Source organism: Streptomyces sp. NPDC059874, assembly GCF_042731135.1.
GTDB lineage: Bacteria > Actinomycetota > Actinomycetes > Streptomycetales > Streptomycetaceae > Streptomyces.
Window position 1 is genome coordinate 60,370 of record NZ_JBHWJY010000039.1, and the last position, 16,198, is coordinate 76,567.

Here is a 16,198-nt window from a genome sequence, read left to right on the forward strand (position 1 = left end):
CGGCATGTCGAAGCCGGCGAGAACGCCCTTTCGAGTCGAAGCCGCGAGGATGGTCTCAGCGCCAGGAGGGGTGGCCTTCGGCGGCGGCGCCGGTGGTGACGGGGCGCTCGCCGGTCTTGTCCGCTCGCACCGCCCAGACCGCGGGCTTCTCGTACGGGCCGCGGACGAAGGCCAGCCAGGTGCCGTCGACGGACCAGGCGGGGTCCATCTCGTGGGCGCCGCCGGCCACCAGTTCGCGGTCGTCGGTGCCGTCGACGGCCACGAGGCGGATGTCGCCCTGAGTGCCCGTGCCGTACGTCCCCGCGGTGTACGCGAAGGTCGTGCCGTCCGGGGACCACACCGGGTCGAGCGCCGGATGGGGCAGCCGGGTCACCTGCCGTGGGGCGAGGTTCGGTGCGGTGGGGTCGACCAGGTGGATCTGCCAGTTCTCGGGCGCCGTCTCCAGACAGACGGCGATGTGCTTGCCGTCCGGCGACCACGCCGGGTCCTCGACCGGGCCCTTGCCCGAGGTGAGCTGGACAGCGGTGCCGTCGGCGACCTCGACCACGAACAGCTGCTGTACGCCGTCCTTCGTGCGGAGCACGGCAAGCCGGCTGCCGTCGGGCGACCAGGACACCCTGCCGCCGGCGATGGACGCGACCCGCCGCGCGTTCGAACCGTCGGCGTTGGCGGTCCAGACGGCCGTGCCCTCGGGCGTGGTGCGGGTGAACGCGATGGACCTGCGGTCGGGGGACCACTGGGGCAGGATGTCGCACGCGCCGCCCGCGACGATCTGCACGGGCGTCTCCTTCGTGGCGTCCCGGCGGGCGATGACGCCGTGACAGGTCCCGGGCCAGCCCGGGGCCGTGTCCTGCCGGACGAGGATGGGGTCGGTCGGGAAGGGGGCGGGGGCGGCGGCAGGGGCGGTTCCGGTGGGAGCGACCGCGCCGGGCTTGCCGTTGTCCTCGGTGGTGCCGGTCCAGGGATGCCACACGAGCAGGCCGGCGGCCGCGAGCGAGGTCACGAGGGCCACCAGCGCCGCGCGGCGTCGCCCGGGCCGCGCGCCGGCCGGCCGGGGCGCCACCTCGGCGGGCGCGGGGGAGAGCGGCGTCGCGGGGCCCGTCACCGTGGGCGGCTGTTGCAGACGCGGCTCCACGTCGACGGGCCGGGGGGTATCCGGTGCCGGGGTGTCCTGAGGGATGTCCGGCTGGGTGACTTGAGGCAGGCTCTGAGGCGTGACCGGAGGCACGATCTGAGGCGTGACCGGAGGGGTGTCCCGCGCGGAGGGGTGCGCCGCCGGTTCCTGCCGGGGGATCAGCTGCGATGCCGCGTCCGGCAGCCAGCAGTCACCGGCCGGGTGGTGGACGGTCAGACCGTCCAGCAGGGCGGTCGGGGTGGGCCGGGCCTCCGGATCCTTGGACAGGCAGGCGGCAACGGCTTCGCGGAGTTCGTCGGGGACGGCGGTCAGGTCCGGCTCCTCGTGGACGACCTTGTAGTGCCTGGCCGCGGACGGGCCGTCGCCGAAGGGAGTGCCGCCCGCCGCCTGGGTGAGCACCACCCCCAGCGCGAACATGTCGACCGCGGGGGTGACGGCGCCCCCGGTGAGCTGCTCGGGCGCCAGGAACCCGGGCGTGCCGATCTGCAGTCCGGTCTGCGTCAGGGCCGTTCCGTCCAGAGCGCGCGCGATGCCGAAGTCGATGACGCGCGGCCCGTCCTCCGCCACGATGATGTTCGCGGGCTTGAGGTCGCGGTGGATGACCCCCGCCCGGTGGATCGCCTCCAGCGCCTCGGCCAGGCCGGCGGCCAGGACGGTGAGCGTGTCCAGCGGCAGCGATCCGACGCGCGCGAGCACCGCTTGCAGGGTGGGACCGGGTACGAACGCCGTCACCAGCCAGGCCGGATCGCCGTCCGGGTCGGCGTCGACGACCGGCGCGGTGTGGAAGCCGCCCACCCGCCGCGAGGCCGCCACCTCGTCGGCGAACCTGCGCTTGAAGCCGGGCTCGTTGCTCAGCTCGGGACGTACCACCTTGACGGCCACGGCCCGACCGGACTGGGACCGGCCCAGGTAGACCACACCCATGCCCCCTTGGCCGAGCCGCCCTACCAGTCGGTAGCGGCCCTCGCCGACCGAGGTGGGATCGCCCGCTTCGAGCGGCTTCATGGGTCCCCCGTTTCACACCTTGCGCGATGAACAGCCTCTCCCTACCCGTCGCGCCGCACGGCAGTCAAGCCGGGTCTTGCGGGCACGGCCCCGGCTCCTTCCTGTGCCGATCCTGCGGGCTTCCTTAAGGGACCTTGAAGAACGCCTCCAGGCCGCTCTTTTCGCTGGTCACGGCCCTAGGCTCGGTCGGACCGTCCTCCCCCTTCTCTCTGTGAGGTGCTACAGGCATGAGCCGCAGCCAAACTCCCGGAACACCGTCCCGCGTCGAGGTACGACGGAAGAAGAAGGTGCGCACGCGCCTCGTGCTGTCCCTCACCGCGGCGGCAGCGGCGGTGGCGGTCGGGGTCGCGGTGGCCGATTCCGACGGCGCCGCGCGCGTGGACCAGCGGGCCGATGGCGCCGGCGGACCGAAGTCCGGGACGGCGGACTCCGGTGGCGAGACGGCGACGGCCACCCCCTCTCCCTCGATCACCGCAGGGGTCGCGTCCGCGACGGGAGCGATGCCGTCCGCAGCACCCGGCGCCGACGCCTCGGGCTCAGCGGCTCCCACGAAGTCCGCGGCAGCGGAGAGCGGCCCGGCCGCCCCGGCGTCGACCCCGGCCGGCAAGCCCGCCCGGACGCCCGCCGCGACCACCGGCGGGGGCTCTGGGGGCTCCGGGGGCTCGGGCGGTTCCTCCGGCGGTTCCGAGTCCGAGTCCGCGGTCCTGGCCCTGGTCAACAAGGAGCGGGCCGCGGCGGGGTGCGGACCCTTGACCGCGAACGCCAAGCTCAGCGCGGCGGCGCGGGCCTACAGCGACACCATGGCCCGCAGCGGCGTGATGTCCCACACCGGACCCGACGGGTCCACCATGACCAGCCGCGTGGAAGCCGCCGGATACGGGTGGTCCCGCCTGGGCGAGAACATAGCCCGCGGCCAGGCGGACGCCGACTCGGTGATGAAAGCCTGGATGAACAGCCCCGGCCACAAGGCCAACATCCTGAACTGCGCCTTCCGGGAGATCGGCATAGGCGTCCACAAGGGCGACGGCGGTCCCTGGTGGACGCAGGACTTCGGCGCGCCGAAGTAGGAACCCACCGTCACCCTCCGCCTCGGCCGACCGAGCGGCACACGTCCTCCGACCCGCACGCGGGCCAGGAGGACGTCGGCGTTCGCCCGCGGCTCCGGGGCCCGCCGCGGCCCCCCGGGGGGAGGCGGTGACGGACGGCCCGGCGCGTCGGTCACTATGGGGCCGTGCCTCGAACTCCGCGCTACCTGCTCATATGGCTGTCCTGCACGGCCGCCAGTGTGACCGCCGTGCTCGGCACGGTGCAGTTCGTGGTCGGTTCGACCAGGCATACGCCTCCGGTGGCACGGTCCGCCCCGATGGTCTTCGACTCGCCGCCGGCCTGGCAGGCGGGGCAGGGCGGTTCTCCGAGCCCGCAGTCCCCGAGCGCGTCCGCCGGAGCCTCGCCCACCGGGACCGGGCGACCGTCGCCCTCGACGTCCACATCCCCGAAGACCCCGACGGCAACGCCCCGTACGACCGCTCCGAAGCCCGCCGTCGACTGCGAGGAGGGCGGACCGGGCCTGCACACCGTCCCCTCTCAGGGCGGCAAGGTCACGGTGCGGTACGGGAGTCGCGGCGTCTGTCTTATCTCCGCGATACCCGGCCGTGGATTCAAGACCTCCACGTCACAGACCTCGGACGACACCCTGACGGTCACGTTCACCAGCGCGGACCACCGATCCGTCATCACGGCGACGATCGACCCGGTGGCGAAGGCAACCGTCCGCGAGACGTCGTTCTGAGGACCGGCCGCTTCGGCCGCTTCACCCGATCCGCACCACTCAACCCCATGGTCCCCTTTGGGTGTTTCACCTCCTTGTGTGTGCTCATCGCCCGAGCGCCGGCGAAGCGGAACGTGAGCTGTTCCTTAGGGGAACCTGAAGATCACGCTCGGGCGGTTCCGGCGGCCCGGAGCGGTCCTATGCTCGCGTCAGCCGAACGGCCTTCGGCGCCCGGGCGTGATGCCCCGGCGACACGTCCGGCCGTCGGCTTCACCGATCCGGGAGGCTTTTCGCCCATCCCGTCGTCCCGAACCGTGCCTTGGGGTGTCTTCGCCATGAGTTCTCGCATACTCCGACCTGTCCGCTCCGCCGCGCCCCGGGGGGTGCGCCTGCCGCTCGTCGCCGCGGCCGTGGTCGCCGCCGGGCTGACCGCGGCGTGCGGGCCGTCCTCCCAGTCCGTCGGCGCCGCCTCCCCGTCCGCGGTCGGGCAGTCGTCCCAGGCCCTGCCCACCGGCACGGAGTCCGCGTCGGCGTCCGCCGAGGCGTCCGCGACCGCCTCGGCCTCGCCGTCGGCGTCCGCCAGTACCCCGGCGGCCGCCTCGCCGACCCCCTCGCGCACCCAGGCCGCTTCGGCCGCCCCCAAACCCTCCCGCACGTCCGCCGCGCCCGCGCCGGCCCGGATACCCGGGCCCGGCTACGACAGTTCGGCCGACGCGCAGAAGCTGATCGACGCGGCTCTGAGCGCGGCCAAGGCGGACGGGCGGATGGTGCTGCTCGACTTCGGCGCCAACTGGTGCGGCAACTGCAAGGCGGCCGACAAGGTGTTCGCCCAGCCGCAGACGGCGGCGATCCTCGGAGCCTCGTACCACCTGGTCAAGGTCGACATCGGCGGGAACAGCTCCGCCAACTCCGCCCTCCTGCGCAAGTACAGCCCCTCGGGCGGCACTTACAAGATGCCCGTCCTGGTCGTCGTCACGCCGTCCGGCGCGGTGCGCACCGACACCCACGCCACGGGCAACCCGGCCCTGACCTCGGACGGCCTCAACTCCTTCCTGCGCCAGTGGGCGTCATGAGACGACCGGCTCTGCGGCCCGCCGCCCTGGCCGGTGTCGGCCTCGTGGTGGCGGCCGCCGGCTGCGTCTTCGCCGCGACCGGAGGCGCCGGCGCCGAGGGCGATGCCCGAGGGGCGTCGGCCGGGCAGGCGCGCCCCGCGGTCAGGGCGGCGGCCGCGGCCACCGTCCTGGACCCCGGCGCCCGGCCGATCGCGCCCGCGCTGGCGGGCGACGACCTGGACGGAAAGCCGGTCGAACCGGCCGAGTTCCGGGGGCAGGTCGTCGTGCTCAACGTCTGGGGATCGTGGTGCGGACCCTGCCGGGCCGAGGCCGACGACCTCGCGCGGCTCAGCGGCCGGACCCGGCCCGAGGGGGTCCGGTTCCTCGGGATCAACACCCGCGACCGGGACCGCACGGCGGCGCAGGCCTTCGTACGCGCGCACGGCCTCGGGTTCCCCAGCCTCCACGACCCCGACGGCGAACTCCTGCTCCGCTTCCCTCCCGCGCTCCTCAACCCGCAGACCATCCCGTCCACCCTCGTGATCGACCGCCGCGGACGCATCGCCGTCAGCATCGGGGGCGCGGTCACCGACGAGGAACTGGGGCCCCTGGTCGCGCGCGTGGCGGAGGAAGGGTCATGACGACGCTCACCGGCGTGACGCTCCTCGCCGCGGACACCCCGTCCCTCCTCCACGGGGCGCTCGCCGTCGCCGCTCCGGTGGCGTTCTTCGCGGGACTCGTCTCCTTCCTCTCGCCGTGCGTACTGCCGCTCGTGCCGGGCTACCTCAGCTACGTGACCAGCCTGTCGGTGTCCGACCTGGCGGACGCCCGCGGTGGGCGACGCGGGCGCATGGCGGCCGGCGCGGTGCTGTTCGTCCTGGGCTTCACGGCCGTCCTCGTCTCCGGAGGCGCCCTGTTCGGGTACTTCGGCCGAACCCTGCTGGCGCATCAGGCGGTGGTCACCCAGGCGCTCGGCGTCTTCACCGTGCTGATGGGGCTGTCCTTCATGGGCTTCCTGCCGGGCTTCACGCAGCGGGAGTTCCGCAGCCACCGGCGACCCGTGCTCGGGCTGGCGGGCGCGCCCTTGCTCGGGGCGGTGTTCGCCGTCGGGTGGACGCCGTGCATCGGCCCGACGCTGGCCGCCGTACAGGCACTCGCCTGGAGCGAGGCGAGCGCGGTTCGAGGCGCCCTGCTGATGGCGGCCTACTGCCTCGGGCTGGGCCTGCCGTTCATCGTGGCCGCGCTGGCCTTCCGCCGGGCCCTCGGCGCCTTCGGCCTGGTCAAACGCCACTACCAGTGGGTTCTGCGGATCGGCGGCGGGATGCTCGTGCTCGTCGGCGTGCTGCTGGCCACCGGCGTGTGGAACGACCTGGTGTACCGGCTGCAGTTGTGGAGCGCGGACTTCACCACGGCCGTCTAGTCCCACCCCCCGTACCCACCCCACCACCCCTGATCCAGAGGCACAGATGAACGTTTCCCCGTATGCGAGGCATTCCCGGAAGGCCCGCATCGCGGCCGCCCTCCTCTCCTTGGCCGCGCTCGCGGCATGCGGCGAGCAGCCCGGCAAGGGCGCCGGCGCCGCGCCCACGACGAGCTTCACCGAGAACGGGGTCACCGTCACGCTCTCGGTGTCCGACTGGCACGCCCGGAACGGCACCCTGACCGCGGTCTTCACCCCCGAGGAGGGGTTCCACCTCTACAGCACCGACCTGCCGGCCACCGGGATCGAGGGCGTGGGAAGACCGACCGCGGTGGGCGTCAGCGGGGTCCTCCGGGCGGACGGGAAGCTGACGGCCGCGGCGGACGTACGGACGATCAGCCTGCCCGGAGTCGACGCCCCGGTCCCCGTCTACCCGGACGGTCCCGTCACCGCGACCCTGCCCATCCGCGCGGCCGGCACCGGGGACGCGACGGTCCTGCTCGGGTACGCGAGCTGCAGCGAGCGGGAGGGCTGCACGATCCCGGTGTCCGACCGCCCCGTGCACCTGCGCATCACCGACGAAGGCCCGGCCTTCGGCGTCCGATAGGAACGATCGTTCACCTAAGGTGTGCGCATGCCCAGCGTCCTGGTCGTGGAAGACGACCCCAGCATCCGCCAGTCACTGATCGAGGTCCTGGCGGAGCACGGGTATGCCGTACGCAGCGCCGGTGACGGGTTCGGCGCCCTGCGCGAGGTCACCCAGATGCCCGTCGACGCGGTGGTCCTCGACCTGGGGCTGCCCGATCTGGACGGAGGAGACGCACTGCGCATGATCCGGGGCATCTCCTCCGTTCCCGTGCTGGTTGCCACCGCCCGCGACGACGAGACGGAAATCATCAAGCTCCTCAACGCGGGCGCCGACGACTACCTGGTCAAGCCCTTCTCGGGGGGCCAACTCATCGCACGCCTCTCCGCCGTCCTGCGGCGCACCAGCCACCTTCCCCCCGTCCAGGCCGCACACGCGGCCCAGGGTGCGCGGCCGGCGCATGCAGCCGAACCGCTGCGCGCCACCACCGTGGGCGAGTTGGCGGTCGACCCCGGTGCGCGCACCGCGTACCTGGCCGGCCGGGAGCTCCACCTCACCCGCCGGGAGTTCGACCTCCTGGCCTTCCTCGCCCACCACACCGGCACGGTCGTCTCCAAACGGCGGCTGCTGACCGAGGTCTGGCGCGAACCGTACGTGGACGACCAGACCGTCGACGTGCACCTGTCGTCCCTGCGCCGCAAGCTCGGCGAACGCGCGGCGGCCCCGCGCTACCTGCTGACCGTCCGAGGCGTCGGCATCAAGCTGGTGGCGCCGCGGTGAGACGCTCACTGGCCGGAGTCGCGCTCGCCGTGACCTCGATGGTCGCCCTTTCCTTCCTCATACCGCTGGCCGCACTGGTGATGTCCCTGGTCAAAGAGCAGAGCATCACCGCGGCCGAGCAGCGGGCCGCCGCCCTGGCCCCGGTACTGACGCTGACCACGGATCCGTCCGCGCTACGGGAATCCGCCGCGAGTCTGGACGCGACCGAGCACGTGGTCGTCCACCTGCCGGACGCCCCCGCCCTCGGCAGCTCCCGGGCCCCCGCGGCACTGCTCGAACGGGCACAGCGGGGCCGCGAGTCCATCTCCCAGGAGATTCCCGACGGCTGGATATGCCTGCAGCCGGTGGTACTGCCCGGAGACCGGGTCGCCGTCATCGAGAACTTCGTCCCCGAACAGGACCTGACCCGCGGGGTCAAGGCCTCCTGGGCGGTCATGCTGCTCCTCGCCGTGGGTCTGATCGGCGGTTCCGTGCTGGTCGCCGACCGGCTCGGCGCGAAGGTCGTCAGGTCCTCCAAGAGACTCGCGCACGCTTCCCACGCGCTGGGCCAAGGCGATCTGGAGGCCCGAGTGGATCCCATGGGACCCAAGGAACTTCGCGACGCGGGCATCGCGTTCAACGCCATGGCCCACCGGATGACCGAACTGCTCGCCGTCGAACGCGAACTCGTCGCCGACCTGTCGCACCGGCTGCGCACCCCGCTTACCGCCCTGCACCTGGCATCGGAACGCATGGCGGGGTCCCCGGAGTCGGCCAGGGTCGAGGCGGCGGTGTGCGCACTGGAGACGGAACTCCAGGCCATCATCACCGCGGCGCGCACCCCGCTCGCCGTGGGCCCCATGGGCCAGGGCATGCTCGGCACGGAAGCGGGCGGCACGGAAGCGGGCAAGGGGAGGGGGAAGGGTCACCTCGACACGAGCGCGGTGCCGTCCGGCCCCCGCTGCGAGGCGGCCGACGTCGTCCGCCGCAGGACCGCCTTCTGGGCGGTCCTGGCCGAGCAGCAGAGCCGACCCTGCTCCGTCGAGGTCACGCAGGAGCCCGCGCCGGTCGGCCTTTCCGACGACGACGTCGCCGCCGTGGTGGACGCGCTCATCGGCAACGTCTTCCGACACACCCCGTCCGGCACCCCGTTCGACGTCCGCGTCGCCCGCACCGCCCTGGCCGTGGAGCTGGTCGTGGAGGACGCCGGTCCGGGCATCCCGGAACCGGACCGGGCCCTCTCACGCGGCAGCAGCACCGGCTCGTCGGGGCTCGGCCTCGACATCGCCCGCAGGGCCGCGGCCGTCACCGGCGGCTCGATGCACATCGCACGCGGCCCCCGCGGAGGCGCGCGCATCACCGTGGTCTTTGGACTCGCGACACCCCTGCCCACCGGGCGCGGGCCCCGCACCTCCCGGCGGCGCACGGGATGGCCGCGCGGCCGGTGAGCGCCGCCGGCCCGTGTCAGGCGCCGGGCAGCGGGCTCGGTCCTCCCGTCAGGTCGATGTGCAGGCCGTCCGGCTGGACTCGTACGGCCGTGGCCTTGAGCCCGAGGGGATAGTCCTTCGGCGCATCCGACACCGACCCGAGTGCGCCGTCACCCATCCCGAGCCGCTCGGCCGGGACCGAACGGCCGAACACGGTGAGCCCGTCGACGGAGAGGGTGACCTTCCCGTCCGCGAGCACGGGACGCAGCGTCAGCTGTCCGGCGCCGCCCGGACCGACGGCGGCGAGGACGGTTCCCCGCGCCGGGTCGGTGGTGACCGCGCTCAGCGGTACGGACGGCACGGCGGTCCGGATCGCGGTGGCGATGGACTGCGTGGAGGCGGTCACCTCGGCACGGGTGCTGCCGACGGTGGCCCCCGAGCCGAGGCGCACGTCGTCGAGCCGCGCGCGGACGCGGACCCCGGACAGGCGCCCGACGCGGGCGGCGTCGCTGCTGATGTCGAGTCGGGGGATGCGCTCCTGCGCCAGGTCCCACACGGCCCAGCCGCCGGCCGCGTCGACCACCACGTCGTCGCCGAGGGCCGGCGCGGCCCTCGCGACGCGGTCGCGGATCACGCTCCGGGCCGCGAACTCGGCCGCGCCCGTGGCGATGACGGCCGCCAGGACCACCGCGATGGTCACCGTGCGGACGAGGTGGCGGCGCAGGGCGGTCCGGGCCTTCGTCAGTCGCCGCCTCACCTGCGCTCTCCCCGAGTCGACGCGAGCGCGGGTCCGGGCACGGAGGTCGTCTCGGCGGCGGTGGGTCCTTCCGGGTCGAAATGGGGCAGGAGCCGGTCCAGTCGGCCGGGCAGCCACCAGTTGGCGCGCCCGAACAGGTACATGGACGAGGGCACGAGCAGCAGGCGGACCACGGTGGCGTCGATGACCACGCTGACGCCGAGTCCGAGGGCGAGCATCTTGACCGCCACGTTCGTGGAGAGCAGGAACGCCAGGAAGACACTGGTCATGATCAGCGCCGCGCAGGTGATGACGCGGGCCGTGGCGGCGAGGCCGGTGGCGACGGCCAGGTGGTTGTCCCCGTGTCGCAGCCAGGTCTCGCGGATCCGGGAGAGCAGGAAGACCTCGTAGTCCATGGAGAGCCCGAAGACGATCGCGAACATCATCATCGGTACGTAGGACTCGACGGGCACCTTCTCGGTGAGCCCGAACAACGCGCTGCCCCAGCCCCACTGGAAGACCGCGACGACCACGCCGTAGGCGGCGGCGATGGAGAACAGGTTGAGCACGGCGGCCTTGAGCGCGACCAGCGGGCTGCGGAAGACGGTGAGCAGCAGCAGGAAGGCGGCGCCGACGACCACACCGATGATCAGGGGCAGTTTGGCGGTGAGGGTGTCGGTGAAGGTCTGGGTGGCGGCGGTGGTGCCGGTGAGGTAGCCGGTGGCTCCGGTGCCGGCCAGTGCGCTGGGCACCGTGTCGTCCTGCAAGGTGTGGATCAGGTCCGCTGTGGCGGTGTCCTGCGGGCCCGTGGTGGGCGTCACCGTGGTGATGAGCAGGACGTTGTCCGGGCTGGTGGCCGGGGGTGTCACGGAGGCGACGCCCGGTACGGCGGTCAGCGCGTGCCGCAGCGAGTCGGCGAGTTCCCGGCGCGCGGTCTCGTCGGCGACCTGGCGGCTGTCCAGATGGGTGACGACGGTGATCGGGCCGTTGGCGCCGGGGCCGAAGCCCTCGGTGATCAGGTCGTAGGCGCGACGGTCCGTCCTGGTGGTGGGTTGCGCTCCGGCATCGACGTGTCCGAGTTGCATGGACGCGACCGGCACGGAGAGGACGCCGAGCACGAGCAGGCCACCGACCAGGAACAGCCAGGGGCGCCGGCTGACCTTGACGGCCCACCGGTGCCAGACGTCCGACTCGCCGGTGGGTTCGGCGACCGGCGTGCGCACGTGGAAGCGGTCGATGCGGCGGCCGAGCAGGCCGAGCAGCGCGGGCGTCAGCGTCACGGACGCGGCGGCGGCCACGACGACGCCGAGCCCGGCCGCCACGCCGAGGGCGCCGATGAAGCCCACCCCGGAGACACAGAGGCCGCCCAGGGCCATGGCGACCGTGACGGCGGCGACGAGTACGGACCGGCCGCTGGTGGCGACCGTACGCCCGACCGCCTCGGCGGGTTCGGTTCCGTCGTGCAGCAGGGCCCGGTAGCGGGTGGTCAGGAACAGCGCGTAGTCGATGCCGACGCCGAGGCCCATCATCGCCGCCAGGGTCGGGGCCGCCTGCGCGAAGTCGAAGTGGCCCGCGAGCAGTCCGAGACCGGCCAGGCTGACGGCCAGCCCGATCACGGCCGTCAGCAGCGGCAGACCGGTGGCCGCGACGCTGCCGAAGCCGATCAGCAGCACGAGCACGGCGACGGCCAGGCCGATGGCCTCCGAGGTGCGGTCGGCGGACTTGGGCGTCGCCAACTGCCCGAGCGGGGCCCCGTACTCGACGGTGACACCGTCGGCGCGCAGCGGCTGGACGGCGGTGTCCACCTCGGCGAGGTAGGAGGGGTCGAAGGCCGCCGGGTTGCCGCTGAAGCGGACGGTCAGTTGGGCGGTGGCCCCGTTCGCGGAGACCGCCCCGGGGGTGGTGAGCGGGTCCGTCACCGACAGCACGTCGGGCAGCCGCTCCAGGTTGTCGACGGCCGAACCGATCGCGGCCCGGTGACCGGTGACCGTTCCCCGGTCGGTCGTGATCACGATGGGGGCGGCCGTGCCACCGGAACCGGTGGTGTGGGCCTTGAGCAGGTCGGCGCCGGTCTGCGTGCTCGTACCGGGCAGGGAGAAGCTGTCCGCGAAGGTACCGCCCCACTGGTGGTTGGCCGCACCGAGGCCGACGAGGAGCAGGACCCACAGGGCGACGACGCGCCACGCGTGCCGGGCACACCAGCGCCCGCTGCGGTGGAGGAGACCTGGTCCCACGGCTGATGGAGAGTTCATGGGGCCTGACTGTGCACGGCCTGGGTAAGGGGGCCGTTGGCGCGATGTTCGGGGAATGTACGGGCGCCAGCGCGGCCCGCCGGGACGATGAACGGCAGCGCCCTCACGCGGGGCCGGGCGCCGAGGGAAGGGTCACCGTGAAGCAGGCGCCGCCTTCCGGGCCGTGCCCCGCCACGCGGATGGTGCCACCGAGGCGCGCGCTCAGGCGGTGGGCGATGGCCAGACCCAGACCGCTTCCGACCGGGCGGGTGTCCCGGTAGCGCTCGTGCAGGGCGCCGTGGTCGAAGGCGATGCGTACGTCGTCATCGGTGAGGCCGGGCCCACCGTCGCGGACCTGCAGCTCCACCGCCCCGCCCGGGGCCGCACCGACGGCGAGGACCAGGGGGGCGCCCTCGGGCGTGACCCGTAGGGCGTTCTGCACCAGGCCGTCGAGCAGCTGCCGGACCCGGAAGGCGTCCGTTCGGACGAAGACGGCCCGATCGGGCCGCTCCAGCCGCAGTTCGACACCGTGGCGTGCGCAGGGGCCGGTCCAGAAGGCAGCGGCCTCCGCGACGACCGCGCAGAGGTCGGCCGGGGCCACGTCGAGGCGGAAATCGTCCGCCTCCAGCCGGGCCAGGTCCAGCAGGTCCCCCAGGAACCGGTCCAGGCGACGGGTCTCGTCGGCCAGGATGCCGCCGACCTCCGCAACGCGGTCCGGCTCGATCAGGCCGTCGGCCAGCGCCTCGGCGTATCCCCGCAGCGCGGTCAGCGGAGTGCGCAGGTCATGGGAGACGGAGAGCAGGAACTCCCGCTGCCGGTTCTCGCTGCGCGCCAGCGCGTCGTCCAGGACGTTGAGGGCCCGCCCGATGTCCGCCGCCTCCCGGGGGCCGTCGAGCGGTGCCGGCACGCCCCGTTCACCGTCGGCGAGCCGGTGCGCGATCCGCGCGGCCTTCACCAGCGGACGGGCGGTGCGGCGGGCCAGGAGCGCGCCGGCCAGTGCCGCGCCCAGCATGCCGATGATCAGCGGCGCCACCACGTTGCGGCGGATCCGGTTCGTGTTCTCGGTGACCACCGAGTACGGCTCGGTCAGCACGACCGCACCGCCGCGCACGCCGGGCCGCCCCACCACGAGCACCTCCCGGCCGCCGAGGATGCCGGTGGTGGAGACCGGCTCCCCGGCCAGGAGAGCCGCTTTCGACACCCTGTCGACGGCCGGGGTGGCGGTTCCGCTCACCGTGCCCTCCGGGGAGATGACCGCGAGCTGCACGCTGTTCGGCCCGCCCAGTACCTGGGCGCCGTGGAAGAGTGCTTCGGACAGGGCCGGCAGGCGGCTGAGCACGGTCGCCTGACGCGCCAGTTGGTCGCGTTCGCGCTGCTCCGCGCCGTGCGCCGCGGTCTGCCAGGCGATCAGCCCGGTCAGCGCCACCGCGAGCGCCGCCACCACGGTGGTCAGCACCACGATGTTGCGTGCGAGGGAGCCACGACGCGGCCCCCCGGAGCGGGCACCGCTCATGTGCCGGGGGCCGTCGCGCTGTACCCGACACCGCGGACCGTACGGATCGGGCTCGCGTCGCCGAGCTTGGCACGCAGCTGTGAGACGAAGACGTCGACCATCCGGGTGTCGCGGTAGCCCGGGTACCCCCACACCTGGGCGAGCAGTTGCTCACGGGTGAAGACCTGACCCACGTGCCCGAGCAGGTGGGCGAGCAGGTTGAACTCCGTGGCGGTGAGCTCGACCGGCTCGCCGTCGCGTCGCACGGTACGGCTCACGGGGTCCAGGCTGAGCCGTCCGAGGGACTCGGGTGACCGAGCGGGCGGACCGGCGGCCCGGCGCAGCACGGTCTTGACCCGGGCGACCAGCTCGCGCGGCGAGAACGGCTTCGTCAGATAGTCGTCCGCGCCCAACTCCAGGCCGAGGATCCGGTCGGCCTCCTCGCCGCGCGCGGTGACCAGCAGCACCGGCGTCCAGTCGCCCGCGTCGCGCAGGGCGCGGCAGAACGCGATCCCGTCCGTGCCCGGCAGGCCGATGTCCAGCACGATCGCCACCGGGTGCATCCGCTTCGCGGCCGCGAGCCCGGCGGTCCCGTCGGCCTCGACGTGGACACCGAAGCCCTCGCGCGACAGGTAGAGCCTCTGCACGTCGGAGATGTGGCGCTCGTCCTCGACGATCAGCACGAGGCCCTTGGACTGCGTCATCACTGCCTCTCACGTGCGGCGAACCACCTCGATGCTAACCGCGGAGTTCCCGCCTTCCGGCGGGCGCGCCGCCACCCGTACATTCCCCGAACAATGCGCCGACGGCCTCGGCCGGCGCCGTCAGACCGTCGGGAAGTCCGGGGAGATGCCGAGGGCCGGCGCGATCGCCCGCCAGATCGTCGACTGGGCCGTGGCGAGGTCGACCCGGGGGTCCTCCAGCATCAGACGGATGCCGAGGCCGTCGCACAGGGCCAGCACCAACGTGCTGATCGCGGCCACGTCGCAGTCGGTGAACTCGCCGGAGGCGATGCCCCGTTCCACGACTCCGCCGACCCAGTCGTGCAGTTGGTCGTACAGGTCGACGGCGAGGTGCCGGGCCGTGCCGTCGCGCAGGGCGCGCACCCACAGCTCCTGCCAGAGCTTCCAGTCCTGGCGGAGCTCCGCGTCGGTGGGCAGCATGCTCCGCACGATCCTGGCCAGGACGACGGCGGCCGGGAGCGAATCGTCCTCGCTGCCCGTGTCCGTACCGGTCTTGGCGAAGGAGTGCGTCATCGCTTCGGCGAAGAGCTTCTCGCGGGTGTCGAAGTGGTAGTGCAGCAGGGCCTTCGAGACAGCGGCGTGCTCCGCGACCTTGCGCATGCTGACGTGCTCGAAACCGATGTCGGCGATCACTTCGCACGCGGCCGTGAGGATTCGCTCACGCGTTTCGAGTGCGCGCTCGGCCTTGGTCACGTTGGCTGCTCCCCGTGTCGGCGCCCGTCGGCGGGTGAGTGGGTGGACGGCGGCGGTACGGCGGTCCGGCCCGCCGCACCCGTGGCACCCCTACCCCCATCCTTGCTCATGGCGTCCCCCGTGCCGCCGTAGCTGTGGAAACCGCGGCCCGTCTTGCGGCCGAGCAGGCCCGCCTCCACCATCCGCGACAGCAGCGGCGGCGGGGCGTACAGCGGTTCCGGGTACTCCGCGTACATCGACCGCGCGATGGACCGTACGGTGTCCAGGCCGATGAGGTCGGCCAGGGCGAGCGGACCCAGCGGGTGGGCGCAGCCCAGGGTCATGCCCCGGTCGATGTCCTCGGCCGACGCCACCCCCGCCTCCGCCATCCGCACCGCGGCCAGCAGGTACGGCACCAGCAGGGCGTTCACGACGAACCCCGCCCGGTCCCGGGCCCGTACCACCTGCTTGCCCAGGACCCCGGCGGCGAAGGCCTCCGCCCGGCGGACGGTCTCCTCGCCGGTGAGCAGCGAGGGCACGAGCTCCACCAGGGGGAGCACCGGGACCGGGTTGAAGAAGTGCAGGCCGATCACCCGGTCCGGCCGCGAGGTGGCGGCGGCCAGGCGGATGACGGGGATGGAGGAGGTGTTCGTCGCCAGGACGGCGTCGGGGTGTACCACCGCCGAGTCGAGCCGGGCGAAGACGTCCAGCTTGACCCGCTCGTCCTCGGCCACCGCCTCGATCACCAGGTCCCGGTCCGCCATGCGCTCCAGGTCGGTGGTCACGGTGATCCGGGCGGCCGCGTCCGCCGCCTCGGCGGCGGTCAGCTTGCCGGCCGCCGAGGCCCGGGCCAGCGAGCGGTCGATCCGCCGCAGGCCGGCGTCCGCGGCCGCCCGGCCCGTCTCCAGCACCACGACGTCCCGTCCGGCTCGGGCGCAGACCTCGGCGATGCCGGATCCCATCAGCCCGCAGCCCACGACCCCGATCCGATCCGTCCCGGACGACCCGTCGGCCGCCCGGCCGGCGGCGGGCACGCGCCCGCCGCCGGCCGGCCGGGCCCCCCCCGGGGGCGGGGCGGCGGCGGGGCCCGGGGCCGGGGGGGGAATGGGCCCCGGGGCCCCCGGGGGGGGGGGGGGGGGGGGTGAGGGCGGGGGGGGGGGGGGCGCCCCCCA

General features: G+C 73.7%; 14 protein-coding genes and 1 pseudogene. 8 read left to right on the plus strand and 7 right to left on the minus strand.

Annotated features, from left to right (window positions below; genetic code table 11):
* Positions 1-55: 55 nt before the first annotated feature.
* Complete coding sequence (locus tag ACFV9H_RS22570) at positions 56-2,140, minus strand: protein kinase (protein ID WP_385401007.1); 2,085 nt, start codon at positions 2,138-2,140, stop codon at positions 56-58.
* Positions 2,141-2,367: 227 nt separating this feature from the next.
* Between ACFV9H_RS22570 and ACFV9H_RS22575 the strand changes: the two genes are divergently transcribed.
* From ACFV9H_RS22575 to ACFV9H_RS22610, 8 genes are all read left to right on the plus strand, one after another.
* Positions 2,368-3,207 carry a CAP domain-containing protein gene (locus tag ACFV9H_RS22575; protein ID WP_385401009.1) on the plus strand — a complete coding sequence of 280 codons (840 nt, stop codon included), beginning with the start codon at positions 2,368-2,370 and terminating at the stop codon, positions 3,205-3,207.
* A 164-nt stretch (positions 3,208-3,371) separates the two neighbouring features.
* Positions 3,372-3,929: a hypothetical protein gene (locus ACFV9H_RS22580; RefSeq protein WP_385401012.1), complete on the plus strand. Its 558-nt coding sequence runs from the start codon at positions 3,372-3,374 to the stop codon at positions 3,927-3,929.
* A 314-nt stretch (positions 3,930-4,243) separates the two neighbouring features.
* On the plus strand, positions 4,244-4,981 hold the full coding sequence (locus ACFV9H_RS22585; protein ID WP_385401015.1) for a thioredoxin family protein: 738 nt from the start codon (positions 4,244-4,246) through the stop codon (positions 4,979-4,981).
* Complete coding sequence (locus ACFV9H_RS22590; protein WP_385401017.1) at positions 4,978-5,601, plus strand: TlpA disulfide reductase family protein; 624 nt, start codon at positions 4,978-4,980, stop codon at positions 5,599-5,601. The genes ACFV9H_RS22585 and ACFV9H_RS22590 overlap by 4 nt, the downstream gene beginning before the upstream one ends.
* The gene (locus tag ACFV9H_RS22595; protein WP_385401020.1) at positions 5,598-6,380 is read left to right on the plus strand and encodes a cytochrome c biogenesis CcdA family protein; all 783 of its coding nucleotides are present in this window, start codon (positions 5,598-5,600) and stop codon (positions 6,378-6,380) included. Before ACFV9H_RS22590 ends, ACFV9H_RS22595 begins: the two co-directional genes overlap by 4 nt.
* Before the next feature lie 46 nt (positions 6,381-6,426).
* On the plus strand, positions 6,427-6,987 hold the full coding sequence (locus ACFV9H_RS22600; RefSeq protein ID WP_385401023.1) for a hypothetical protein: 561 nt from the start codon (positions 6,427-6,429) through the stop codon (positions 6,985-6,987).
* Between the two features lie 27 nt (positions 6,988-7,014).
* Positions 7,015-7,746 carry a response regulator transcription factor gene (locus tag ACFV9H_RS22605; RefSeq protein ID WP_385401025.1) on the plus strand — a complete coding sequence of 244 codons (732 nt, stop codon included), beginning with the start codon at positions 7,015-7,017 and terminating at the stop codon, positions 7,744-7,746.
* Entirely contained in the window at positions 7,743-9,173 is a 1,431-nt protein-coding gene (locus tag ACFV9H_RS22610; RefSeq protein ID WP_385401028.1) for an ATP-binding protein, read from the plus strand. The genes ACFV9H_RS22605 and ACFV9H_RS22610 overlap by 4 nt, the downstream gene beginning before the upstream one ends.
* Before the next feature lie 16 nt (positions 9,174-9,189).
* On the opposite strand, the gene ACFV9H_RS22615 is transcribed toward ACFV9H_RS22610, so the two are convergent.
* From ACFV9H_RS22615 to ACFV9H_RS22640, 6 genes and pseudogenes are all read right to left on the minus strand, one after another.
* Entirely contained in the window at positions 9,190-9,909 is a 720-nt protein-coding gene (locus tag ACFV9H_RS22615; protein ID WP_385401030.1) for an LmeA family phospholipid-binding protein, read from the minus strand.
* Positions 9,906-12,140 carry an MMPL family transporter gene (locus ACFV9H_RS22620; RefSeq protein ID WP_385401033.1) on the minus strand — a complete coding sequence of 745 codons (2,235 nt, stop codon included), beginning with the start codon at positions 12,138-12,140 and terminating at the stop codon, positions 9,906-9,908. Before ACFV9H_RS22620 ends, ACFV9H_RS22615 begins: the two co-directional genes overlap by 4 nt.
* 103 nt (positions 12,141-12,243) lie before the next feature.
* A complete protein-coding gene (locus ACFV9H_RS22625; protein ID WP_385401036.1) occupies positions 12,244-13,632 on the minus strand; it encodes an ATP-binding protein in 1,389 nt (462 codons plus the stop codon).
* Positions 13,629-14,315 (minus strand): response regulator transcription factor, encoded by a 687-nt coding sequence (locus ACFV9H_RS22630; RefSeq protein WP_385401039.1) that lies wholly within the window; start codon positions 14,313-14,315, stop codon positions 13,629-13,631. Before ACFV9H_RS22630 ends, ACFV9H_RS22625 begins: the two co-directional genes overlap by 4 nt.
* 120 nt (positions 14,316-14,435) lie before the next feature.
* Entirely contained in the window at positions 14,436-15,047 is a 612-nt protein-coding gene (locus ACFV9H_RS22635; protein ID WP_385401041.1) for a TetR/AcrR family transcriptional regulator, read from the minus strand.
* A 128-nt stretch (positions 15,048-15,175) separates the two neighbouring features.
* Positions 15,176-16,060 (minus strand): annotated as a pseudogene (locus tag ACFV9H_RS22640) (3-hydroxybutyryl-CoA dehydrogenase); the annotation flags it as partial.
* Positions 16,061-16,198 lie beyond the last annotated feature (138 nt).